Source organism: Haloplanus sp. GCM10025708 (genome assembly GCF_042663985.1).
GTDB lineage: Archaea > Halobacteriota > Halobacteria > Halobacteriales > Haloferacaceae > Salinirarus > Salinirarus marinus.
In genome coordinates this window covers 278213-299879 of sequence record NZ_JBHSZA010000011.1, presented here as the reverse complement: position 1 = coordinate 299879, position 21667 = coordinate 278213, and the positions used below count along the sequence as shown (strand labels likewise).

Annotated in this window: 16 protein-coding genes, 1 tRNA gene and 6 pseudogenes; 8 read left to right on the top strand and 15 right to left on the bottom strand. The window is 65.9% G+C overall.

Annotated features, from left to right (window positions below):
- The first annotated feature begins 9 nt into the window (after positions 1-9).
- Both ACFQJD_RS04630 and ACFQJD_RS04625 read left to right on the top strand, forming a co-directional pair.
- Positions 10-666, top strand: coding sequence for a lipopolysaccharide biosynthesis protein (locus tag ACFQJD_RS04630; protein WP_379796481.1), 657 nt, complete (start codon positions 10-12; stop codon positions 664-666).
- On the top strand, positions 585-1469 hold the full coding sequence (locus ACFQJD_RS04625; RefSeq protein ID WP_379796479.1) for a lipopolysaccharide biosynthesis protein: 885 nt from the start codon (positions 585-587) through the stop codon (positions 1467-1469). The genes ACFQJD_RS04630 and ACFQJD_RS04625 overlap by 82 nt, the downstream gene beginning before the upstream one ends.
- An 18-nt stretch (positions 1470-1487) precedes the next feature.
- On the opposite strand, the gene ACFQJD_RS04620 is transcribed toward ACFQJD_RS04625, so the two are convergent.
- On the bottom strand, positions 1488-3074 hold the full coding sequence (locus ACFQJD_RS04620) for a hypothetical protein (RefSeq protein ID WP_379796477.1): 1587 nt from the start codon (positions 3072-3074) through the stop codon (positions 1488-1490).
- Positions 3075-3453: 379 nt separating this feature from the next.
- Here ACFQJD_RS04620 and ACFQJD_RS04615 point away from each other — a divergent pair, with 379 nt between their 5' ends.
- A complete protein-coding gene (locus ACFQJD_RS04615) occupies positions 3454-4605 on the top strand; it encodes a glycosyltransferase (RefSeq protein ID WP_379796474.1) in 1152 nt (383 codons plus the stop codon).
- Positions 4602-6173 (top strand): O-antigen ligase family protein, encoded by a 1572-nt coding sequence (locus ACFQJD_RS04610; RefSeq protein ID WP_379796473.1) that lies wholly within the window; start codon positions 4602-4604, stop codon positions 6171-6173. Before ACFQJD_RS04615 ends, ACFQJD_RS04610 begins: the two co-directional genes overlap by 4 nt.
- Here the strand turns inward: ACFQJD_RS04610 and ACFQJD_RS04605 are convergent.
- The 6 genes and pseudogenes from ACFQJD_RS04605 to ACFQJD_RS04580 all read right to left on the bottom strand — a co-directional run bounded on the left by ACFQJD_RS04605 (position 6170) and on the right by ACFQJD_RS04580 (position 11631).
- Positions 6170-6877, bottom strand: a complete 708-nt coding sequence (locus tag ACFQJD_RS04605; RefSeq protein WP_379800402.1) for a glycosyltransferase — start codon at positions 6875-6877, stop codon at positions 6170-6172. The genes ACFQJD_RS04610 and ACFQJD_RS04605 overlap by 4 nt on opposite strands.
- Positions 6863-7117: pseudogene (locus ACFQJD_RS04600) on the bottom strand (glycosyltransferase); the annotation flags it as partial. The pseudogene ACFQJD_RS04600 and the gene ACFQJD_RS04605, both read right to left, overlap by 15 nt.
- A 403-nt stretch (positions 7118-7520) precedes the next feature.
- Positions 7521-8711: pseudogene (gene glmU, locus ACFQJD_RS04595) on the bottom strand (bifunctional sugar-1-phosphate nucleotidylyltransferase/acetyltransferase).
- A gap of 124 nt (positions 8712-8835) precedes the next feature.
- A pseudogene (locus tag ACFQJD_RS04590) lies at positions 8836-9162 on the bottom strand (VanZ family protein); the annotation flags it as partial.
- An 86-nt stretch (positions 9163-9248) separates the two neighbouring features.
- A pseudogene (locus ACFQJD_RS04585) lies at positions 9249-10658 on the bottom strand (sugar transferase).
- A gap of 160 nt (positions 10659-10818) precedes the next feature.
- Positions 10819-11631, bottom strand: coding sequence for an undecaprenyl-diphosphate phosphatase (locus ACFQJD_RS04580; protein WP_379796472.1), 813 nt, complete (start codon positions 11629-11631; stop codon positions 10819-10821).
- 128 nt (positions 11632-11759) lie between these two features.
- Here ACFQJD_RS04580 and ACFQJD_RS04575 point away from each other — a divergent pair, with 128 nt between their 5' ends.
- Both ACFQJD_RS04575 and ACFQJD_RS04570 read left to right on the top strand, forming a co-directional pair.
- Complete coding sequence (locus ACFQJD_RS04575; RefSeq protein WP_379796470.1) at positions 11760-11960, top strand: hypothetical protein; 201 nt, start codon at positions 11760-11762, stop codon at positions 11958-11960.
- Between the two features lie 97 nt (positions 11961-12057).
- Positions 12058-12130, top strand: a tRNA-Gln gene (locus ACFQJD_RS04570).
- Between the two features lie 62 nt (positions 12131-12192).
- On the opposite strand, the pseudogene ACFQJD_RS04565 reads toward ACFQJD_RS04570, so the two are convergent.
- A pseudogene (locus ACFQJD_RS04565) lies at positions 12193-13187 on the bottom strand (DNA methyltransferase).
- A 125-nt stretch (positions 13188-13312) separates the two neighbouring features.
- On the opposite strand from ACFQJD_RS04565, the gene ACFQJD_RS04560 reads away from it, so the two are divergent.
- Complete coding sequence (locus ACFQJD_RS04560; RefSeq protein ID WP_379796467.1) at positions 13313-13702, top strand: DUF7522 family protein; 390 nt, start codon at positions 13313-13315, stop codon at positions 13700-13702.
- A 165-nt stretch (positions 13703-13867) separates the two neighbouring features.
- Entirely contained in the window at positions 13868-14035 is a 168-nt protein-coding gene (locus tag ACFQJD_RS04555; RefSeq protein WP_379796465.1) for a hypothetical protein, read from the top strand.
- Here the strand turns inward: ACFQJD_RS04555 and ACFQJD_RS04550 are convergent, their stop codons facing one another.
- From ACFQJD_RS04550 to ACFQJD_RS04520, 7 genes and pseudogenes are all read right to left on the bottom strand, one after another.
- The gene (locus tag ACFQJD_RS04550; RefSeq protein ID WP_379796463.1) at positions 14036-14470 is read right to left on the bottom strand and encodes a metal-dependent transcriptional regulator; all 435 of its coding nucleotides are present in this window, start codon (positions 14468-14470) and stop codon (positions 14036-14038) included. It abuts the gene before it with no gap.
- 13 nt (positions 14471-14483) lie between these two features.
- A complete protein-coding gene (locus ACFQJD_RS04545) occupies positions 14484-14981 on the bottom strand; it encodes a ferritin-like domain-containing protein (RefSeq protein ID WP_379796461.1) in 498 nt (165 codons plus the stop codon).
- 77 nt (positions 14982-15058) lie between these two features.
- Positions 15059-16270 (bottom strand): Fe-S cluster assembly protein SufD, encoded by a 1212-nt coding sequence (gene sufD, locus ACFQJD_RS04540; protein WP_379796459.1) that lies wholly within the window; start codon positions 16268-16270, stop codon positions 15059-15061.
- Position 16271: 1 nt separating this feature from the next.
- A complete protein-coding gene (sufB, locus tag ACFQJD_RS04535) occupies positions 16272-17702 on the bottom strand; it encodes a Fe-S cluster assembly protein SufB (RefSeq protein ID WP_379796457.1) in 1431 nt (476 codons plus the stop codon).
- Between the two features lie 26 nt (positions 17703-17728).
- Positions 17729-18645 (bottom strand): annotated as a pseudogene (locus ACFQJD_RS04530) (ABC transporter ATP-binding protein).
- A gap of 116 nt (positions 18646-18761) precedes the next feature.
- The gene (locus ACFQJD_RS04525) at positions 18762-20144 is read right to left on the bottom strand and encodes a DNA polymerase domain-containing protein (protein ID WP_379800399.1); all 1383 of its coding nucleotides are present in this window, start codon (positions 20142-20144) and stop codon (positions 18762-18764) included.
- The gene (locus ACFQJD_RS04520) at positions 20093-21565 is read right to left on the bottom strand and encodes a 3'-5' exonuclease (RefSeq protein WP_379796455.1); all 1473 of its coding nucleotides are present in this window, start codon (positions 21563-21565) and stop codon (positions 20093-20095) included. Before ACFQJD_RS04520 ends, ACFQJD_RS04525 begins: the two co-directional genes overlap by 52 nt.
- Positions 21566-21667: the final 102 nt, after the last annotated feature.

Here is a 21667-nt window from a genome sequence, read left to right as displayed (position 1 = left end):
TTGCACTCGATGGGGCGGGAGGGTCCGGACGGGAACGTACTCGCTCGGTTCGCGAAAGACACCGGATTCTACACGCTGACCCGGTTCGTTCCGGCGGCGTTTGGCTTGCTCGGGCTCGTCCTGTTCACGAGGCTCTTCGACGCCGCCGCGTACGGCCGATATTCGCTGGCTATCGTCTTCGTGACGGTGAGCGCGACCGCCGCGTTCGGATGGCTCGAACAGGCGGTGCTCCGGTTCGAATCGGACTCCGAACCGATCGTTCCGACCGTGCTCACGGTCGTCCTCCTGGTCGGTGTCGGCATCGCCGTCGTCGGTGCGATCGGCGCAGTGTGGGGAACGCCCCGACTGGGCGCGTTCCGTCCGTTCTACCTGGCCGCGGTCGTCGCCGTCGTGGGGACGGGGTCGTTTCGCGTCTGCCGAGCGATCTTCCAGGCGCGGCTCGAATCCGGGCGAGTCACGCTGTATACGGCGACGCGGGCGCTGCTCAAACTCGGGACGGGGCTCGCCATTTCGGTGCTCCTGCTCGAAAGCATCGCGGGGTGGCTCTGGGGGCTGCGATCGGCAGCGTCGTCGGCGTCGCGGCGATGGTCGCACGACTGGACGCACAGGTCGGGGAGTTCGACCGGGACACCTTCCGGAAACTGGCTCGCTACGGGGTTCCGATGATCGGCTGGCTGTTCGGCTTGACGCTCCTGACGTTCGTCGACCGCGTGCTGATCGAACTGCTGGCCGGGACCGCCGCCGTCGGCATCTACTCGTCGAACTACGCGCTCGTCCAGACCGGGCTTCCGCTGGTACTCTCCCCGCTCGTTCAGGCCGCCCACCCCGCAATCATGACCGAGTGGTCCGGTGACAATCACGAGGCGATGCGCGGTCTCATCGCGGAGTACAGCCGCTATTTCCTCCTTCTGGGCGTCGGCGCGACGGTGTTCGCCGGCGTCATCAGTCGTCCGCTCAGCGCCCTCGTCCTCGGGCGGGCGTTCCACCCCGGCTACGTGATCGTCCCGATAATCGCCCCCGCGTTGTTTCTCTGGAACTTCGCCATGCTCGGCCACAAGGGCCTCGAACTCGCCGAATCGACCGGGACGATGACCCTCGGCATCGCCGTCGCCGTCCTCGTCAACGTCGCCGGCAACTACCTCCTCATCCCGCCGTACGGATACGTCGGCGCGGCCGTCGCCACCCTGTCGAGTTCGACCGTCTACGCGGGGTTCGCGTTCGTCACGTCGTTTCGGACCGTCCGCTGGACCGTTTCGAAGCGAGCTATCGCCCACGTCGCCGTCGCCGGCGGCGTCATGGCCGGTATCGGCTGGGCCGGCTATCTCGTGGACGCGACCCCGCTCGTCGCGCCGCTTCTCGCCGGCGTCGTGGGATTCGGAGCGTACGCCGGCGTGCTCGTCGCGTTCGGCGAAATCGAGGGTGACGAACTGCGGAAGGCAGTGGGTGAGATAGGTGGCTACGACTGGTAGCGGAGACAGCGTTCGTAACTAACCCGATTCATCGAAAGTCGCTCCCCATGCCGACCCGATGATCCAGGCGGCTAAGACCGCATACAACAGGGCATTGGCTCTCTGTCCAACTACGGCTCCTCGGATGAGTACAGTCGACCCGAGTAGCGCGCCGACGTATGCCAATATGGACAGTCCTTGTCGGACGGTCGGAGGAAGCCACTCCACGTCTCGGACCAGTCGGTGACTCGTGATCAACGCCCCTCCTGCGACACCGAGGCGGAGAGTCGTCACTGGCGACGCGATCGTGGTTCCGATCAAGAGCACCAGACCCGATAGCGCAAGCACGCCCCCGAGAGCAGCGCGCAGTCGATCGGTCGGAACGTCCCGTGGCGGCCAACGTCGCCCGAACCGCCGGAGTGTGGACCGACTGAGACGACCGACGCCGAGCAAAGCGAGGCCGGCACTCAGAAACACGCTGGCGACCTGTAATTCACCAACCCAGAACGGGAGAGCGACGACATCCCGCGTAGCAGCCAGGAGCGTTCGAAAGACGGGGAACGACGGGTGGTATCCACTGTCGGCCGTTTGGCTGTTCGTCCGATGTGGGCCGGTGACGGGTTCGCCGACGCGCGGGTCGTCCGCTTCGTACGGCAGGGGTGGCGTTGGAGAAACCGATACGGTCTCACCCCGTTCGTCGACTTCGACGATGCGGTTGTTTCGCGAATCCGTGATCAGTGTGTGTCCGTTCGAGAGCCGATCTGCGTCACGCGGCCAGTCGAACCGAACGCCATTAGCAGACCTGACAGTCCATGCAACACGCCATTCGCCGCCGGTTCGATGGAATTCGACGATCCGTCTGTTCTCGCTGTCCGCGACCAGCACGGCCCCGTCTCCGAGCCACTGTGGATTGTGTTGTGCATTGAGAACGTCCGTAGAGCGATTCTGGTTGATGACCTCGACGACGCCGTTCCGACTTCGATTCAAGACGAGCAGTTGGTGTTCGTTCCGGACGCTGACGAGAAACCGCCCGTCACCGAGGGAATCGACGTCGTTGATGTGAAGCCAGTCCGTTCGCGTCGGATCGGCTGGCGGGTCGTAGAAACTCGACGCGTTCCACTGCCAAACGACACGCTCCGTCGATCGGTTTAGAACGAACACTCGTTCGGCATCCATATCCGCGACGACGACGTTTCCCGACGGCAGCACCTCGACGTCGTGAACCTCGCTGTTGAGACCTGTCCTCACGGGAAACGTCCATTCCTCGACGACGTGCGGATTCGGATCGGGGGAGATGATACGGTAGCCAGTGTGGAAACAAGGGGGTGAATAGGGGCCGCAGTCAGATCGCTTCTCGGTCAAGACGGCCGTCAACACCGAACCGTTCGGGAGTCGCGAAACGTCGTGATAGGCGACGCCGCTCGTGTATCGCCACCGTTCGGTCCCGTTCCGATCGAAGGAGACGACCATACCGTCGTCCCCTGGCCCCTGTACGCCGATCACGAGAGGGCGGTTCGTGTCTGTCTGCTGTGTGGGCGCGAGCGCCCACGCACCGCCGAACGAGACGACCAGCAGTAGCACTGAAAGGGAGATGAGAAACAGCCCGTGGCGGGGTCGGTCGATCATATTTCACGCTAAAGTGAGCTACTGGCAGGGCCGGATTCCGGGTGAATCCATTCTTCGAAGTGCGTCACTGGGACCTCCCCCGTGACCGCGTCGTTCCGGTACTCGATCCTGAATTCCCATTGGTGGCAAGTGAAACGGAAACGGCATCAGTAATTCCCTGTTAATCGGCAGCAAACCGAACCATACCTGCCAGTCCATCGGAGGAGGTCGCTACCTGCTATCGGCGACAGGACGTATCGAGACCCGCCGTTCGTGGACGACGGTGCTCTCGCCGATTCGGGAGCGAGGACGAATAGCAGAACCGGGGATTAGATCCTATAAGATGCACTGATTGTTCATCACCCTAACCTTAACGAAGGTAGTCTCCATCAGGCTACTCATGGCCGATATTCTCGTCGTTCATCCGACGCTGATGGCGAAAGGCGGCGGCGAATCGGTCTGTATGAACGTTCTTGAGGCGCTCGAAGTCGATTACAACGTCGATCTACTCACTTCCGAGATTCCCGATTTCGATGAATTGAACGCATATTACGGTACTTCGGTTTCCGCGGTTGGCGTTCGTCCTCTCAACGGAGGGACTGGCATCGCCCAACGGATTCCGACGATGCATTTCACGCGATTCAAGGTGTCGCTACTGAACAGATACCTTACTAAACACGAGATCGGTTCAGAGTACGATCTCGTTTTCAGTACGTACAACGATCTCCAAATCCCATATCCATCCATCCAGTACATCCATCACCCAAATTTCAATCGAACCGTCGTTGATGGCATGGGCAGGCAATATCCGACATCGGTCTACTCTGTCTATGATGCTCTCTGTGAATATGTCGCCCACGCGCCCGATGATAGCAGCGATGTGCAGTACCTCACGAACTCTGATTGGATGGGTGACCGGATAGCTGGGATACTCGGCGAACGCCCGCAGACAGTCTATCCGCCCGTGTTGACAGATGATATTCGCGCCGACGAATGGTCCGGTCGAGAGAACGGCTTCGTGACCATTGGACGAGTTAGCCCGGAAAAGAACGTGCTCCGCAACATCGAGATACTCGCCCGACTCGACGAACGAGGGCACGACGTCCACTACCACATCCTCGGACCCTCCCGAGGAAGTCCTCTCCCGTTCGAGAGCTACCAGGACCGAGTCGAGTCCCGCGCGGCCGACTACCCCTTCGTCCACCTCGAAGGCGAGGTCAGCCGAGAACGGTTAGTCGAACTCGTCCAGTCGCACAAGTACGGTCTCCACGGGATGGACCACGAACACTTCGGCATCGCCGTCGCGGAACTCGTCGCCGGCGGGACGATTCCGTTCGTGCCCCGCGGCGGCGGGCAGGTGGAAGTCGTCGACCGCTGCGAGGACGTCCTGTACGACTCCGTCGACGACGCCGTCGAGAAGATAGACCGCGTCCTGAGCGACGAGGCGGTACAGCGCGACGTCCGAGAGCGACTGCCGGACGTCGAGGAGCGATTCGGCCGGGAACGATTCCAGCGAGAGATCCGGGAGATCACGAACGACGCGCTCTCATGACGTGGCGACGGCTCGTCGAACGCGTTCAGTTCGCCGAGACGGGCTACGCACCGAGAGGCGATGCGCTCGCGCTCGGCGGCTGTCTCGCCGCGGGGCTGGCGCTCGTCGTCCCGATCCTCTCGTTGGCGACGCCGGTGCCGACGCTCGCGTGGACGGCGCTGCTCGCCGTCGCCTACGGCGTCGTCGCCGCCGTGATCGGCCGCGTCACGGTCGGTGCGTACGCCGCCCTGCTCGTGACGATGACGTTCGCGGCGAACGTCCCGCTCGCTTCGAACGAATACCTCCGGAGCATGACGCGGGATCTCGGGCCGAACGTCTGGCTCGTGCATCTCCCGCTTCTCGCGCTGCTCGGGCTGTTGGTCCTCCGCGACAGCGATCGGTTCCGCCGCGTCTCCGGAGCGGAGATACTCCTTGCGGCGTTCGTCGGCTGGGTCGTGGTCGCGGCCCTCGTGACGCGACCGGTTCGGATCGACGCCGCGCTCTACTTCGCGCTGTTCGTCCTCTGGGGTGGGCTGATCTTCGCCGCCGTTCGGCGTTCGCACGACGTCCTCCCCGTCGCTCCGAGAACGACGCTGAGCATCCTGGCCTGTACGCTCCTGTTCAAGTCCTGGTTCGCGCTGGCCGAGGCCGTTCGCGGCGGGTCGTTCGGCCTCACCCGACTCGGGGAACTCTCGTCGGACCTCGCCGTGACCGTCGCCACGCTCTCTCTCGGCGGAATATCGCTCTCGGTCGGCACCTACGTGTCCGGCTTCTCCGGCATGTCGTTTCTCCTCGCGAGCCTCGTCGTCCTCCTCGTCCCGTTCGTTCTCGCGCAGACGCTCGAACGGAGCCCGACGTCGCGATTCCTGGGCGCGGCGTCGGCGTTCGTCGTGCTCCTCGCGCTCCGATTGACCGGAACGGACGCGGGACGCGGCGCGGCGATGCTGGCGATGGGCTGTTTCGCGGCGTGGGTCCTGCTCCGGTCGCAGTCCGGCGACCGCTCGCTCGACGCGCGCCGGCTATCGCTCCTGTTCGTCGTCCTCGTGTGCGTCGGGATCGTCCTCGTTCCCTCGACGCAGTCCGGAGCAGCGGGGGATGTCTCGACGGCGATACTTGACGGGTCGTCCGGCGGCGGGTCGACTGCGACCACCGACACCGGTGAAATCTCCGTCCCGCTGTTCGACCTCTCGAACCTCGGGATACGACTGACCCAGTACGCCGCCGGCATCTCGCTGTTCCTCCAGCATCCACTCTTCGGCATCGGCGGTGCGAACTTCCCCTACTACGCCGACTCGTTCGGCATCCCCGACCAGCTACCGATTCACAACGTCTACCTGACCCTCCTCGCCGAGACCGGCGTCGTCGGGTTCGTCCTCTACGTCGGATTCCTGGTCGCCGTCGTGCGTCGCGGCGTCCGGTCGCTGAGGTCCGAGGCGACGGATGTCTACGTTCGGGGAGCAGCGCTCGCGGGCGTCGTCGGCTATCTCGGATTCATGTTCTGGGACCATATGTTATTCAACTCCGTCGTCAGTTCGTTCACGTTCTACGCCGTCTGCGGGGCGTTGGCGACGGAGCCGAGCGACGCCTAACGCCGGTCGCGGTCCGAGTTAGCTTCCGTCGCCCCCGCCCTCGACGAGCGACCGATACTCCGCCTCCATCGTCTCCAGCATCCGCTCGCGGCCGAAGCGGGTCTCGACGCGGTCCCTGCCCGTCGCCCGTACGCCCGGCGTCTGTCGGGGTCGGCGAGCAGCGACGAGAGCGCGTCGGCGAGCGCGTCGGCGTCCCGGGGCGGGACCGTCAGCCCCGTCTCGCCGTCGACGCTCACCCACGGGACGCCCGTCGGGAGGTCGGTGTTGACGACGGGCGTCCCGTAGGCCATCGCCTCCAGCTGGACGATGCCGAACGCCTCGCTCGGTTCGACGGAGGGGAGGGCGAACACGTCGGCCGCCTCGTAACAGGCGTGGAGCGTCTCGTCGGCGACGCGGCCCAGGAAGAACGCGCAGTCCTCGAGGCCGAGGCGGGCGGCCCGCGCCTCCAGGTCGGCCCGGCGCGCGCCGTCGCCGACGACGAGGAGGGTCGCGTCGACCGACTCCATCGCGTCGAGGAGGTACTCGACGCCCTTGTAGTAGGTCAGTCGGCCGACGAACAGCACGACGGGGCGAGCGGGGTCGCCCGGCAGGTCGACCGCGGCGTCGGCGTCGGCGGGCGGGCCGTACTCGTCGAGGTCGACGGAGAGCGGGACGACCGACGCCTTCTCCCGGTGCGGATCGAGGACGTCGGAGAACTCGAGCAGGCGCGGCGAGGTGACGAAGATTCGGTCGACGCGGTCCAGGAAGCGCCGGAGGAAGGGCCGATAGAACCGCAGCGCGGTCCGTTGCCTGACGACGTCGCTGTGGTAGGTGGCGACGACCGCCGCGTCCGTCGGCGGCGTCGCGAGCGCGGAGACGACGCTCAACGGGTTCGGCAGGTGGTGGTGGACGAGGTCGACCCCCGACTCGCACGCCGGAGGCGAAGGGGAACGTCGGTGCCAGCGGGACGGAGCGCGCGACGCCGAGACTGCCCGTCCGAGTGACGGGGACGCCCGAAACCACGTCGGATCGCCCCCGGCCGCGAGGCACCGAGACGAGCACGCGGTTCGCGTGGCCGCGACGCTGCATCCCCTCGGCGACGGTGCGGACCACCTGCTCGATGCCGCCGAGTTCCGGGGCGTAGAACTTGTTGACGTGGAGGAGGTCCATGGGGAACGGTCCCGGCAGGGAGCGCGTCGGCGGGGCTAATCAACTCTTCGGGCACCGCGAGAGCGACGCGGCGACGGCGAGAGCGGACGTCGCGAGGACGGGACGCCCGCGACGGGCCGGGGAATACGCACGAACGACGATCAGTAACGAACGCCGAGGGGGTTCGCCGTCGGGGCGGAGCGAATCCGCCGCCGACGCCTACCGGTCCCGAGTGACGGACTCGCCGGGCGTCGTCGTCGCGCCGGTAGAGAGCGTGACGCCCGCGTTCAGTGCAGTGTCGATAGCCGTCTTCGCCTCGTCGCCGACGACGACGCCGAACTTCCGCCGCCCGGTCGAGACGCGATCGCCTTTCACCGTCACCCGGACGTCGCCGTCGTCGTGGCGGAGGTTGGCCACCGTCGTCCCCGCGCCGAAGTTGACGTCCCGACCGAGGACGCTGTCGCCGACGTAGCTCAGGTGGCCCACCGTCGCGCCGCGCATCAGGACGCTGTTTTTCACCTCGACGGCGTGGCCGACGTGGGCCTCCCGGCCGACGAGGGTCGCCCCCGGACGTAGGCGTTCGGGCCGACCGTCGCCCCCGCGCGTATCAGTGCCGGTCCCTCGACGACGACGCCCGCGTCGACCGTCGCGCCCGCCTCGATCCGGACGTCGCCGCGGACGTCGGCGTCAGGGTGGACGTCGCCGCCGATCTCGCGGTCGAGTTCCCCGAGTTTCCACTCGTTGGCCTCGAGGAGTTCCCACGGCCGGCCGACGTCGAGCCAGCGCTCGAAGGGGACGGGCGTGACGTCGACGGCCGCACACGCCCGGGCGAGCGTGTCGGTGAGTTCGTACTCCCCGCGGTCGCTCTCGCCGACGTCGAGCCAGTCGAGCGCGGCGGCGGGGAAGACGTACGCCCCCGCGTTGACGAGGTTCGACGGGGGTCGTCGGGTTTCTCGACGACGCCCGTGACGCGGGCGTCGCCCTCGCCCGCCACCGCGAGGACGCCGTACTGGGACGGGTCGTCGACGCGAAACGACCCGACGGCGGGGCCGGCGTCGAACAGCGTCGACAGCGACGGGACGTCGTAGAGCGCGTCGCCGTTCAGCACCGCGAACGGGGCGGCTTCGAGCAGCGGCCTCGCCTCGCGCACCGCGTCGGCGGTACCGCGGCGTTCGGTCTGTCGCGCGTAGTCGACCGGGACGCCGGCGTACTCGTCGCCGAAGTACGACCGGACGGCGTCGGCCTCGTAGCCGACGACGAGGACGATCCGCGACGCGCCGGCCGCGACGGCCGCCCGAACGGTGTGGGCCGCGAGCGGTTCGCCCGCGACGGGGAGCATCGGCTTCGGTCGCCGGTCAGTCAGGGGCGCATACGCGTCCCGGCACCCGCGGCGAGGACGACGGTCTGCATGCCAGAGCCAGCCACGAACCGCCAAAGTCGTTGCGGGAAGCGCGACGGCGAGCGCCGACGCCCGCGCGTAGCGGACCCGCCGTTCGGCGACGAACCAGAGGGTGACGAGGAGCGCACCGACGGCGTTGACGGCAGCGTCGGCCGGGCTGAACCGGCGGTGGGGGACGGGCGCTTGCACCAGTTCGACCAGCGCGCCGTAGCCGACGGCGACGCCCACGACGACGGCGGCGCGCCGATACGGACGGTCGCGCCAGTGGACGGTGGCGTACGCCAGCACCGACGCGAACGCCGCGTAGGCGACGGCGTGTGCGATTTCGTCCCACCACGGCGTTGACGACGACACGGCTCCGGGAACGTCGACGACGGAGCCGACCAGGATCGCGGCCGCGACGGCGAGGACGGCGAGCCAGCGGAGCGGGCGCGCGACGAGCGGGACGGTCAGGCGACGCATCTCGGAAGCCCGTCCGACGGGCAGCGAGTTCCGTCTTTCGCTCGGCGGTCAGCTACGCCGACGGCGGCCATCGCGCCGGGGCGAACTCACGACCGCACGAACGACGCCGCGTCGACGGCGACCATCCAGAGCTGCCGGACCACGATGCGCAGGTCGAACCAGAACGACTGATTGCGGATGTACGCGACGTCGTACGTGAGTTTCCGCTCGGGGTCGGTACTCGACACGCCGTTGATCTGCGCGAGTCCGGTCAACCCCGGCTTGACGAACCAGCGTTTGCGCCACAGTTCGGCGTTCCGTTCGATCTGTTCCTCCTCGTCGACCCACGCCGCTCGCGGCCCGACGACGCTCATCCGGCCGCGCAGAATCGCGATCAGTTGAGGGAGTTCGTCCAGGTGCGTCGGGCGGAGAACTCGCCCGACTCGCGTGATACGGTCGTTCTCGCCGTCGCCGACCGGCGTCGGTGACTCGTCCGCGGGCGTCATCGTCCGGAACTTCCGGAGGGTGAACACGTCACCGAACTCCGCCGTGCGCGTCTGTTCGTAGAACACCGGACCCCGTCGTCGAGTTTGATCGCCGCGGCGACGACCAACACGAGCGGCGAGAGGACGACCAAGCCGACGAGCGCGAACCAGAAGTCGAACGCGCGTTTGAGGACGTAGTCCTGCCAGTCCCACGGCTCCAGGTCGATGTCGACGAGTTCCCCCGCTGGACGCCCGTCGTCAACACGGCGTCGGCGTGTCGACCGTGGACTTTCGCCGGGACGCCGACGTTGTAGCAGGCGTCGAGCGCTCCGAAGAAGTCGCTCCGGTCGGGGTAGGCGAAGGCGAGAATCGCCGCGTCGGCGTCGTGTCTGACGAGAAGCTCCTCGAACCGCGAGAAGCCGCCCAGGCACTCGACGCCGTCGATGCGCGGCATCCCGACGCCGCCACCGTCCGTCGCCGCGATCCGCCGGTCGCGCTCGCGACGCGACGTCGGTCGCCCGGGCGCGACGTAGCCCGTGACGGACACGTCCGTCGTTTCGATGACCTCCGCGATGGTCGGCAGGTCGTCGCCGACGACGACCGCCCGATCCGGGTCGACCCGGGGCGTCGCCGGATCGTGACGTACCACAGCGGGAGGGCCACGGCCATCGCCACGCCCGCGATGACGAGCGTCGCCCGCGGGAGGCGATACGTGTAATCGAAGTAGCCGACGGCCGCGAGCGCGACGACCGCGAGCGCGACCCGCCGCACGGAGAGAAACACCGTATCGAGACGGCGGCGGGGGCGGGGTTTGAACAGCGGCGCGAGCGCGCCCAGGACGACCGCGAGCGTCGTGAGCACCGCGAGGCTCAGCTCGCCGTTCGAGAGCGTCACCGCCGGAAGCCGCTCGAAGACGGGAACGACGGCGGTCAGTTGCTGGAGCGTCGGGTGGTTCGCGACCGAGACGCACCCGGCGGTGATCGCCGCCGTCCCGCCCGCGCTCACGAGCCGGTATCGCCAGCGGGTCCGCATCGGATAGAATGTACTCGGTATCGTATATGGTTAGTGTGCTGTTAAGACTGTCTCGCGGGAATCGGGAGCGTGGTAGGGGCGACGTACGATCGTTCACGCCGCCCCTTCCGCTCGTGCGTCGGCGTTAATCACTCGTTAGCCGGGGTTCGCACGCGCCGAATCACGCGACGGCGACCCCGCCGACGACGGCGAGCGAGCCAAGGCCGACGCAGACGAGCCAGAAAGAAACCCGGCGGACGACTCGCATCAGGAGGTCGATGGTCGCGTAGCCGACGGCGGCCGACGCGACGAGCGCGAGGAGACCGTTCGTCGCCGACACGCCGGGGAGGCCGCCCGATTCGACGAGGCCGACCGCGCCCCCGACGAGGGCGGCGGGGATACTGAGCAGGAAGGAGAGCCGAAACGCCGCCGGCGGCTCGTAGCCGCGAACCAACAGCACGCTCGTGGTCGTCCCCGACCGGGAGACGCCGGGGAGGATCGCCAGCCCCTGTACGCCGCCGACCAACAGCGCGTCGGCGGCGTTCGGGATCTCGCGCGCGCCGAGCGAGAGCGACCCGGCGAACCGCTGGAGGAGTCCGGTCGCCACGAGGAGGACGCCGACGGCGGCGACGAAGCCACCGCCGGTGAGTTCCGAGACGAGCGCGTCCAGAGCGAGGAGGGCGACCACCCCCACCGCCGAGGAGGCGGCCGTCGCGAGGAGGACGAACGAGAGCGTCGCCGTCTCGGCGTCGAACGCCGACCGCGGGTCGAACTGGGCGGCTGATTCGGCGGCGTCCCGGATCTCGTCGCGGTAGTACACCGTCGCCGAGACGGCCGTTCCGAGGTGCAAGAAGAGCGCGTACGACACCGCGGCGGACGGCGTCTCGCCGAGCGCCGTCAGCACGATAGAGACGTTCCCCTCGCTGGAGATGGGCAACCACTCGAAGACGCCTTGCAACAGCCCGACGACGAGGGCGACCAGAGAGCGGTCCATGGAGCGGTGACGCCCCGCAGATTGTCGCTGAAAACGGAATAGCTTTCTCATGCACCCACGGGTCGCGGACCGCAGCAGCGACGGAGTTCCGGGGACAGATGTTTATTTGTGAGTATAGTACTTACAATGTGTATCACAGAGCGAAGCGTGCGTTCACGGAGTTTCACACGCGAGTGATGGCGGCGGGGGCGACGCTCTCGCTGTCGAGTCTCGGAGGTGCCGCGTGGACGTTCCACACCGGCGACGTCGTGACGGCGCTGGGGCTGTTCCTCTTCGTCGTCTCGGGCGGCCTGTTCGTCGGCATCGGATCGGCGGAGCGGCCGGTCTGAGTCGGGCGTCGGCCCGACGCTCGGCCGTCCCGAACCGCAGACGCCGCGCCGAAAGGCTGGATTTATACGCCGCTGACGGATACTGGCGGGTGCGTGTAGTCCCGTGGTGTAGTGGCCAATCATAACGGCCTTTGGAGCCGTTGACGGCGGTTCGAATCCGCCCGGGACTATCTCCTCGCGAACGACAGTGAGCGAGATATATCCCCGCGGGACCCACGGCCGTGCGGGGGCGCTACTCGTTCCGGAACACCAGTATGTTCTGGTGGACCATCGAGGGGACAAAGGAGAACGGGTAGCCGTAGACGTGGAGGTCTTTCGACGGGTCGTACCAGACGAGATTCGCCTTCATCGTGTAGCCGGCCTCGGTGAGCCGAGACGCGAGTTCGGCCGACAGCATCTCGTACGACTCGTCGCGGTACATATCGCCGATGAAGACGGCCACGTAGCCGCCCTCGCGAACGACGCGGCGGAACGCCCGAAACCGCTCCGCCATCCCGTCGAGCCACTCGGCCTTCGACTCGTAGCCGTCGTCCCCGAACTCGCCCAGTTTGCTGTCCCGGGTTTCGCGTTCGTTGCGCGTCTGTTCGACCTGGTCCATGTTCCAGTACGGTACGTCGGTGAGCAGGAAGTCGACGGCGTCCGTTTCGACGTCCGCGACGAGGTCGGCACAGTCGCCACACCGGAGGTCCTGTTCGGCGAGCGGGCCCTCGCCCCGGGCGTCGCGGTCGGCGTTCTCCCGTTCGAGCACCTCCTCGTAGACGTCGATCCATCGGGGGTTGCGTTCGAAACCGACGGCGTCGCGCAGGCCGGTCCCCTCGTATTCGGCGAGGCTGGCCCCGAGGAGCGTGCCGCCGACGCCGGCGAAGGGGTCGAGCACCGTCTCGCCGGCCTTGCTGAACCGCTGGACGAGGTCGAGACACAACCGCGGCGGCTTCTGGCCGCCGTGCCGGCTCCGGAGGTCGTGCTGGAGGTCCGGAGGATACTGCTCCGGGATGACTGACTTCGTGGCGAACTTCCACTCCCGGCCAGTCAGGTCGTTGACCCGGTTTCGCGCGTCGTAGACGCCGCGCCCCTCGACGTACTCCTGGTGGTCGGCGAGTTCGTCCGTGTTGACGAGTTCGCCGTCCTCGACGGGAAGGGCGTCGGCCTTCGCTTTGCGTTCGTCGAACTCCCCTCGTCGGTGGTGAACAGGCGACTCTGCCTGTGGGGGGACGGCTCCTCGGTCATACGTCCCGAATAGTGCGGCCGCCGTTTTAATACCGCCCGTGAAGCGACGGAGCGTCGAGCCGGGTCCGTCTCATGCGCCTGGAATCGGCCTGACACTCTTGGCGACGTGGGGCCGACGTCCGGACATGACGTCCGACGTTCCACTCGACGAACTCGCCGACGAACTGACGAGCGCCTGCCGGACGACGGTCGGTGACGAACTCCGGAGTATCACCTACTTCACCGAGGACGACGTCGAACAGGTGTATCTCCGCGGCGACCTCGATTCGACGGCCGACCTCGTCGGGTTCGCGGACAACGAGCGGCTCGGATTCCGCTCGCAGCAGGCGTACGCGAACACGGAACTCGGGGCGTACGAGTTCACGATCCGCGTGTTCGAGAACGGCTATCTCACGCGGGTCATCGTCGGCGACCGGGGCGTGTGGGTGACGACGGACGCGCTCTCTGTCGGCCGATTCGAGGAGCTCGCCGTCGCCGTCAGATCCGTCCTGCGGGAGTTCGAGGGCGACGCCTGAGCGGGGCGTCCGCTCCGAAGCGGAGCGTCGCCATCCGAAGACGATAGGGTCGGTCGGCGGCGAATCCGAGCATCTTAGGGTGTCGACTTGTGGGGACGGAATCACTATCGAGAGACGAGAGACGGACGTCCGGGAAGGCGGCCCGTCGACAAGGAGGAACGACACGTGCAATACGACGTCGACGAACGGCGATGGTTACGCGATCACGGGTGGCTCCTGCGCCCGGAGCACGGACAGGACCCGCCTGAACGGGAGCCGATCGACGCCGACGAGCTGTTCGTCCACCCCGAGGACGTGGCGGCCGAACTGGTCGAACTCGAGGCGCGAGCGTGATCAGTCGGCGGGCTTCTCGCTCTCGATTTCGAGGTGGCGGCAGGCGTCGGTGTCCGGGTCGAAACAGTCCGGACAGTCGCCATCTCGGTCGATGATCGTGTCGAGGCGCTCGGCGACAGTGTCGTCGATGACGGCCTCGAGTTCGCGGGCTTCGGCGCGGAACTCTTCGACTGCGAGGACGTTCGCGAGGAAGCGTTCGATGATGCAGTAGGTCTGCAACGCCTCGCGGGCGCGAACGATGCCGTCGTCGGTGAGGCTGACGCCCTTGTACTTCTCGTGTTCGGCGAACCCCCGCGATTCGAGTTTGCCGATCATTTCGTTCGCGCTCGCGGGGCTCACGTCGAGCATCTCCGCGAGCGCGCCGGTCGACGCCGGACCGTCTTCCATCTGCTGGACGAGGTATATCGCCTTGAGGTACTGGTCTGCCGTGTTCATCTGTCGTCCCCGCTCATCCGCGTTGCTCCATAACTGTGGTCACGTCCTCGACGCCCTGGGCCTCGTCCTCGCGGACGTCGCGCAACGTCGCGAGGAGCCGTTCGCGGTCGAGAGTGAACTGCGCGTCGCTCTCCTCGATCGCGGTGATGAGGTCGTCGTAGAACTTGTACGCCGTCTCCTCGTTACAGAGCTGGTCGTAGAGGACGCCGTCGAAGTCCTCCGGTTTCGTCTTGGCGTACTGCTCTTTGACGAGCGTCTCGACGTCCTCGAACGGGATGCTGTCGGCGTCGAGTTCCGAGAGGAGGGCCTCGAGCCGTTCGCGGTGGTCGGCCGACTCCTCCGCGGCGTGTTCGAGGAGGTGCTCGATTTCGTCGTCGAGCGCTCGCTCGTCCTCACTGAGGGACTGGTAGTGGTGATACGCCCGCGCCTCGACCACCTCTTCCAGCACGATGCCGATCTGGAGGAGGCGTGCGAGCTGGTGGTCCGAGGCGACCCGACGGCCGACGCTCATCGCGGCGACCCCCGGGTGACGTGCGATGCGATCATACGAACTGGTGAGAGAGAGGGACTTAAGCCGTTCCCTCCGGCTTACTGCCGGAGGCGCTCGGCGACGAGCGTCTCGACGTCTTCGCGGAGTTCGTCGACCGCGATCTCCTCGAGGACGGGGACGAAAAAGCCCTCCACGAGCATGTTGCGGGCGATCCGCTCCGGGAGCGCGCGCGAGGTCATGTAGAACAGATCTTCGCGGTCGACCTGTCCGACCGTCGCGGAGTGGGACGCTTCCGTGTCGTGGTTGTTGATGATGAGCTTCGGCGAGGCGTCGGCCTCGCTCTCGTCCGAGAGCATCAGCGTGTTCTCGCGCTGGTAGGAGTTAGTGTCCCACGCGTCGCGGCCGACGTCCTGGACACCTTCGTACACCGAGCGGGCGCGGTCGTCGAGGACGCCGCGGGTGACGAGGTCCGCCGTCGTGTGTTCGGCGTTGTGCCAGACCCGGGCGTTCACGTCGAAGTGCTGGTCGTTGTGGCCGAAGAAGGCCCCGACGATCTTCGACTCGGCGGCGTCGCCGTTGAGTTCGGACTCGACGTCCGACCGCGTGAGGCGAGAGCCTATGTTGCCCTCGATCCAGTTGACCGTAGCGTACGTGCCGACGTCGGCGCGCTTCAGCGTGTAGTGGTAGGTGTCCTCGTCGAGGTTCTGGAGCGCCCCGTACTGGACGTAGCTGTTCTCGCCGGTCGCAATCTCGACGAGGTTGCTGAAGTAGCGGGCGTCCTCGACGGCCGCGTCCGTCTCGACGCCTTCGAGGATGGTGACCGACGAGGAGTCCTCGGTGACGACGAGCGTGTGGCTAAAGAGCGACCGGGAGTTCATCCGCGCCCGGATCTTCACGTCCTCGGCGTCGACGCCCTCGGGGACGTAGATGAACGTCCCCGTCGTGAACAGCGCCGCCGAGAGCGCGGTCAGGTAGTTGTCCTGCGGGTCGACGACGGAGCCGAACTCCGCCTCGACGAGTTTCGGATGCTCCTCGACCGCGTCGGTGAACGGGAGGACTTCGACGCCCTCCGCGGTGACGCGTTCGGTGTCGTCGGACTGGTTCAGCGGGTCGACCAGCGACTCGAAGTCGAGCTGATCGAGGTCGGTCCACCGGCGGCCGGGCGTCTGGATGACGTCCGGCAGGTCGAGATCCGAGAGGGCGTCGAGCGCGTCCAGGCGCGCTTCGAGGAGCCACTCCGGTTCGTCCCGCTGCTCGGAAATCTCACGTACCGTCCCTTCGGAGAGGTTGGCTGGTAGCTGTGTGCTCATGTTATCCGAGGCTGCCCTCCATCTCGAGTTCGACCAAGCGGTTGAGTTCCACCGCGTACTCGATCGGCAGTTCCTCCGTGATGGGCTCGATGAAGCCCGAAACGATCATCTGCTTTGCGTCGTCGTCGTCGAGGCCGCGCGACTGGAGGTAGAAGACGTCCTCGTCGCCGATCTTCCCGACGGTCGCCTCGTGGGCGACGTCCACCTTCGACTCGTTGATCTCCATGTACGGCATGGTGTCGGAGGTGGATTCGTTGTCGAACATCAGTGCGTCACACTCGACGGACGTCGAGGAGTTCTCGGCTCCGTCGGCGATGTGGACGAGGCCGCGGTAGTTCGTGCGGCCGCCGTCTTTCGAGATACTCTTGGACTCGATGGTCGACTTCGTCTCCGGCGCGTTGTGGTACACCTTCGCGCCGGTGTCGATGTTCTGTCCCTCGCCCGCGAAGGCGATGGTGATGTGGTTGTCCGACGCGCCGCGGCCCTTCAGGATGGTGGACGGGTAGAGCATCGTCGCCTTCGAGCCCATCGACCCGGAGATCCACTCCATGCGGCCGCCCTGCTCGACGAGGGCGCGCTTGGTGTTGAGGTTGTAGGTGTTTTTCGACCAGTTCTGAACGGTCGAATACTGGACGTGGGCGTCTTCGCCGACGAACACCTCGACGCCGCCGGAGTGGAGGTTGAACGCCGAGTATTTGGGCGCGGAACAGCCCTCGATGTAGTGGACTTCCGAGCCCTCTTCGGCGATGATGAGCGTGTGCTCGAACTGGCCCATGCCTTCCGAGTTCATCCGGAAGTACGCCTGCACGGGCATGTCGACCGTCGTGTCCTCGGGGACGTAGACGAACGACCCGCCCGACCAGATGGCACCGTGAAGCGCCGCGAACTTGTTGTCGCTCGGCGGGACGCACTTCGTCATGAAGTGCTCGCGGACGAGGTCTTCGTGTTCCTGGACCGCCTGGTCCATGTTCATGAAGACGACGCCTTTCTCCTCCCAGCGCTCCTGCATGTTCTGGTAGACGACTTCGGATTCGTACTGTGCGCCGACGCCCGAGAGGGCGTTCTTCTCGGCTTCCGGAATGCCGAGTTTGTCGAAGGTGTCCTTGATTTCGTCGGGCAGATCCGTCCAGTCGTCGACGCTGCCGCGCGTCTCCACGTCGGGGCGGATGTACGGAACGATTTCGTCGACGTCGACCTCCGAGAGGTCCGGTTGCCCGGGCCAGTCGGTCGGCATCGGCATCTCCTGGAACTGTTTCAGCGCGCGGAGCCGGCGCTGTAGCATCCACTCGGGCTCGTCTTTGTCCTCGGAGATGACGCGAATCGTCTCCTCGGTGAGGCCCTTGTCGGCCTGGAACGACGACTTCTGCTCCTTCTTGAACTCGAAGCGAGCTTCGGTGTCGGTTTCTTTGAGGTGGTCTTGATCGGAGCTCATGTGTTGGTGTTGTGACTGCAGACGTATTACGCTGTCTCGTAAACCTGTTCGCGGACCCAGTCGTACCCCTCGTCCTCGAGGTGGACCGCGAGGTCGGCGTCGCCCTCCATGACGACTTCGCCGTCGAGCATGATGTGGACGCGGTCGGGTTCGACGTAGTCCAGGATGCGCTGGTAGTGGGTGATCTGGAGGATGCCCGTGCCCTGTTCGTCGCGGAGGGCGTTGATCCCCTCAGAGACGTCCTGTAGACGGTCGATGTCGAGCCCGGAGTCGATCTCGTCGAGGACGGCGATGGTGGGTTCGAGGATGGCGGCCTGTAGCACCTCGTTCTGTTTTTCTCCCCACCGGAGAAGCCTGCGTTGAGATAGCGAGAGGCGAATTTCTCGTCCATGTCGAGCAGCTCCATCTTCTCTTTGAGGAGCTGTTGGAACTCGGCGACGCCGACCTCGCCCTCGTCGGCCGGACCCTCCATCGGCGACGTTTCGTAGCCGGCGTCCTCTTCGTCCGCTTTTGCCTCGCTCTCCTCGCCTTCGAGGAGCTCCTCGCGCTCCTCGATGCGGGCGTTGAGCGCCTGCCGGAGGAAGTTCGTCATCGTGACACCCTCGATCTCGGCGGGGTACTGGAACGCGAGGAAGATGCCGAGCGCCGCGCGCTCGTTCGGTTCCAGGTCGAGGAGGTCCCACGTCAGCCGCTCCTCGGGTATCTCGGCGTCGACGTCGGCGACGTCCTCCTCGTCGAGGTGGAGGAGGACGTCGCCGTCGGTTACTTCGTAGGCCGGGTGTCCGGCGATGATCTTCGCCGTCGTCGACTTCCCGGACCCGTTCGGGCCCATGAGCGCGTGAATCTCACCGGATTCGACCTCCAGGTCGACACCGCGGAGAATCTCCTCTCCGTCCTCTTCGGCGACCTTAGCGTGTAGATTGGTAATTTCGAGTGTAGCCATAGTCGGTTAGGTTCCCTACCTACGATGTGGGCGTTCCCACCCATAATGCTTACGCATTACCCCCTCTGAGTTCGGATTCGAAAAAATTCGTTTCGGTTTCGGGAAATACGCCGGCGCTATCCGAACTGGCCGAGCCCGGTCTGTTGCTGGCCGCTCTTGACCTCGTCCCAGGACATCCCCAGCGCCTCGATGATGCGAGCGATCGGGCCTTTGAGCGTCTTGTCCAGCATCTTGTCCCAGTCGACCTGGAACTCGTCGGGTATCTGGTCGGCGTACTCGAAACAGACGACGTCCGGATCGTCCTTGAACTCGAGATACGTGTCTTTCCGTCGGCGTTGCTCGCGCGAGAGGTCCGCCGACTCGAACAGTTCGGGGTGGGCCGCCTCGAACTCGCGGAAGAACTGCGAGTGGACCCGGTCGAGGTAGAGCCGCTTCGGTTTCGACCCGCGCTGGAAGTTCGTCCCGAGGAGCGTGTTCGCGTACTTCGCGCCCCGGACCTGGGCGGTGTCGGTGTCGTAGGCGTCGAGTCGCTTGCCGATGCCGCCCGGAATGCCGACGTCGTCGAGCGAGACGTTCCCCTCGCGGAAGTCCTCGATGACGTCGTGGACGTACGACTTGATCTCCGCCGTGTCCTCGCCGTGGACGATCATCTCCAGCACCCGCTTTTGGACCTCCTTGGTGATGGGGGCGATGTCCGAGCGCTTGTACTCGAAGCCCGTGATGTCGATGTCGTCGACGTGTTTGCCCTCCTTCCAGACGATGTGGCCGGCGTAGCGCTTCTTCTTGCCCGCCTGGAAGAACCGTCGATAGAGCTTCTCGAACTCGATCTGGAAGCGGTGGTCGGCGGCGTTCAACTCCTCGACGGCGAACTCGTCGTAGGCGTCGTTGATGCGCTCCTCGATGTCGAAGGCGGCGTCGATGGTGGCGACGAGCGTCCGGAGTTCGTCGTCGGGCATCTCGGGATGGGGGTCCCGAACGCTCTCGGGGACGTCGACGGACGTGTCGATGTTATCTCCGATTTCTAACATGACGCTGTCGGTGTCTCCATATGCCACCTCGTAGCCCATGTCGCTGGCGACGGAGTCGGTGTACTCGATGACGTCGCGCCCCGTCGCCGTCACCGCCGCGCCCATCTCCTTGTCGTAGAGGCGGAAACGGGCCCACCCCAGAACACCGTAGAGAGAGTTCATGATGACCTTCACGGCCGCTTGCTGCCGGTCGAACTGTTCGTATTCGACCGAGTCGGGATCGAAGTCGTTTCGGCGCTCCTTCTTCTGTTCGCGTTCGGTGAGCAGTTCGTCGACCATCTCCCGGATGATGCCGTCCGGTTCCTTCCGGAAGTGGGTGCCGTTGGGGGCGCGGTAGGTGTCGCCGTCGTACGCCTCGGGGTCGACCTTCGTCTCCGGCGACGCGTTGATCGTCACCATGCACATCGGGTACAGCGACTTCAGGTCGAGGACGGTGACGTTCTCCTTGACGCCCGTGATCGGGTCGAACACCGCGCCGCCCTCGTACTCCTCGGCGTCGGTGCGGCCTTTCGAGGGGAGCGCGAACTGCCCGTGGACTTTGTGCAGGACGTAGACGTCCACCGCGTCGCCCGGCGTCGGCGCGTCCTCTGCTTACAGCCGACGAAGCTCCGGACCTCGTTCCAGAAGGGGATTATCTCCTGTTTGCGGTCGAGTTCGACGCAGAGCTCGACGTCGCGGAGGTTGTACTCCAGCAGCCGCTCCGGGTCGTCCTCCCAGAGGTCGCCGATGTCGCCGGCGTAGCGCTCCTTGCCGACGCCGAGTTCCTGTTCGCCGACGGCGTCGAGTCGGTAGGATTCGAGTTCGGTGAACTGCGTTCGCTTGTAGGCGTACAGCAGGTCGAAGACGACGCGGCCTTTCACCGTCGGTCCGCCCCAGTCGCTCCGCCACACCTCGCCCACGCGGGAGAGGCGTTCCGGGTCCAGTTCGTAGTCGGTGTCCGGGTCCAGCACCTCCAGCCGGTCGATGAAGTAGGGCGCGTCGAAGTCCTCGAAGTTCCACCCCGTCAGCACGTCGGGATCCGTCTCCTCGACGTATTCGAGGAAGGCGTCGAGCATCGCTTCCTCCGCGTCGAACCGACGCACGTCGACCGTCCCCGACTCGTCCAGGGGGTCGTAGTCCGGGAGCGTCGTCGGGATCTTGCCCGTTCCCTCCGGGGCGGCCTGGATCCAGACGACGTATTCGTCGCGTTCGGAGTCGTGGCTGGTGAGGCAGAGAATCGGTTCCTCGCCGTCCTCCGGGAAGCCGGCCCGGTCGTCGACTTCGATGTCGAAGGTGTTCACCCGCAGGTCGGCTTCGACGTCGGCCGCCTCGACTTCGTCGTGGGGGATCTGGACGACGCCCGAATCGAGACGCCGCTCGGGGACGCGGATGCCGCTTCCGACGTCCTTGTCGATGAGAAAGCGGTTGGGAAAGAGGATGTCCGCCTCGAAGTGGTCGAACTCGTCGCGAATCTGGCCGACATCCCGGGGCGTCCGCGTACAGATCTTCGTCAACGCCTCGCCACGGATGCTCTCGTATCCGTCCTCCGTACGCGTGATGACGTCCTTGTCGAGTTTCTCGTCCGAGAGGCTTTCGGTCGGCGCGTAGAAGTAGGGTTCGAATCCGAGGACACGGACGTGTTCCGGCTCGCCCGCGGGCGTGCGCCCGAAGACGTTGATGACGGGATACTCCTCGCGGCCCTGCCCCTCGATGGTGTAGTCGACCTGCGTGACCGAGAGTTCGAGCATTCCGTCCGGGTCGGGGAACTTCAGATCCGCCGCGTCGACGACGTCGGACACGCGCTGGCGTGCCTCGCCCGCGACGGCGATCGCCTCCTCGTCCGGACGGGCGTCTCCTCCGTCGTCCCCGAACGCGACGAGCGAAGACTGCTCGGGGGACCCCGTATCAGTCATGCACCACCCTTGGTGGTCCCGGCTAAAAAGTTCAGTATTTCGCCGCCTGCGTACTTGCGGCGACGGAAAGACATATATCATGCCATGGCATACCAAACCCCG

Coding starts and splice junctions, on each gene's coding strand:
- ACFQJD_RS04630 (WP_379796481.1), top strand. CDS start 10: ATGGGGCGGGAGGGTCCGGACGGGAACGTACTCGCTCGGTTCGCGAAA.
- ACFQJD_RS04625 (WP_379796479.1), top strand. CDS start 585: ATGGTCGCACGACTGGACGCACAGGTCGGGGAGTTCGACCGGGACACC.
- ACFQJD_RS04620 (WP_379796477.1), bottom strand. CDS start 3,074: ATGATCGACCGACCCCGCCACGGGCTGTTTCTCATCTCCCTTTCAGTG.
- ACFQJD_RS04615 (WP_379796474.1), top strand. CDS start 3,454: ATGGCCGATATTCTCGTCGTTCATCCGACGCTGATGGCGAAAGGCGGC.
- ACFQJD_RS04610 (WP_379796473.1), top strand. CDS start 4,602: ATGACGTGGCGACGGCTCGTCGAACGCGTTCAGTTCGCCGAGACGGGC.
- ACFQJD_RS04580 (WP_379796472.1), bottom strand. CDS start 11,631: ATGGACCGCTCTCTGGTCGCCCTCGTCGTCGGGCTGTTGCAAGGCGTC.
- ACFQJD_RS04560 (WP_379796467.1), top strand. CDS start 13,313: ATGACGTCCGACGTTCCACTCGACGAACTCGCCGACGAACTGACGAGC.
- ACFQJD_RS04550 (WP_379796463.1), bottom strand. CDS start 14,470: ATGAACACGGCAGACCAGTACCTCAAGGCGATATACCTCGTCCAGCAG.
- ACFQJD_RS04545 (WP_379796461.1), bottom strand. CDS start 14,981: ATGAGCGTCGGCCGTCGGGTCGCCTCGGACCACCAGCTCGCACGCCTC.
- sufD (WP_379796459.1), bottom strand. CDS start 16,270: ATGAGCACACAGCTACCAGCCAACCTCTCCGAAGGGACGGTACGTGAG.
- sufB (WP_379796457.1), bottom strand. CDS start 17,702: ATGAGCTCCGATCAAGACCACCTCAAAGAAACCGACACCGAAGCTCGC.
- ACFQJD_RS04520 (WP_379796455.1), bottom strand. CDS start 21,565: ATGACTGATACGGGGTCCCCCGAGCAGTCTTCGCTCGTCGCGTTCGGG.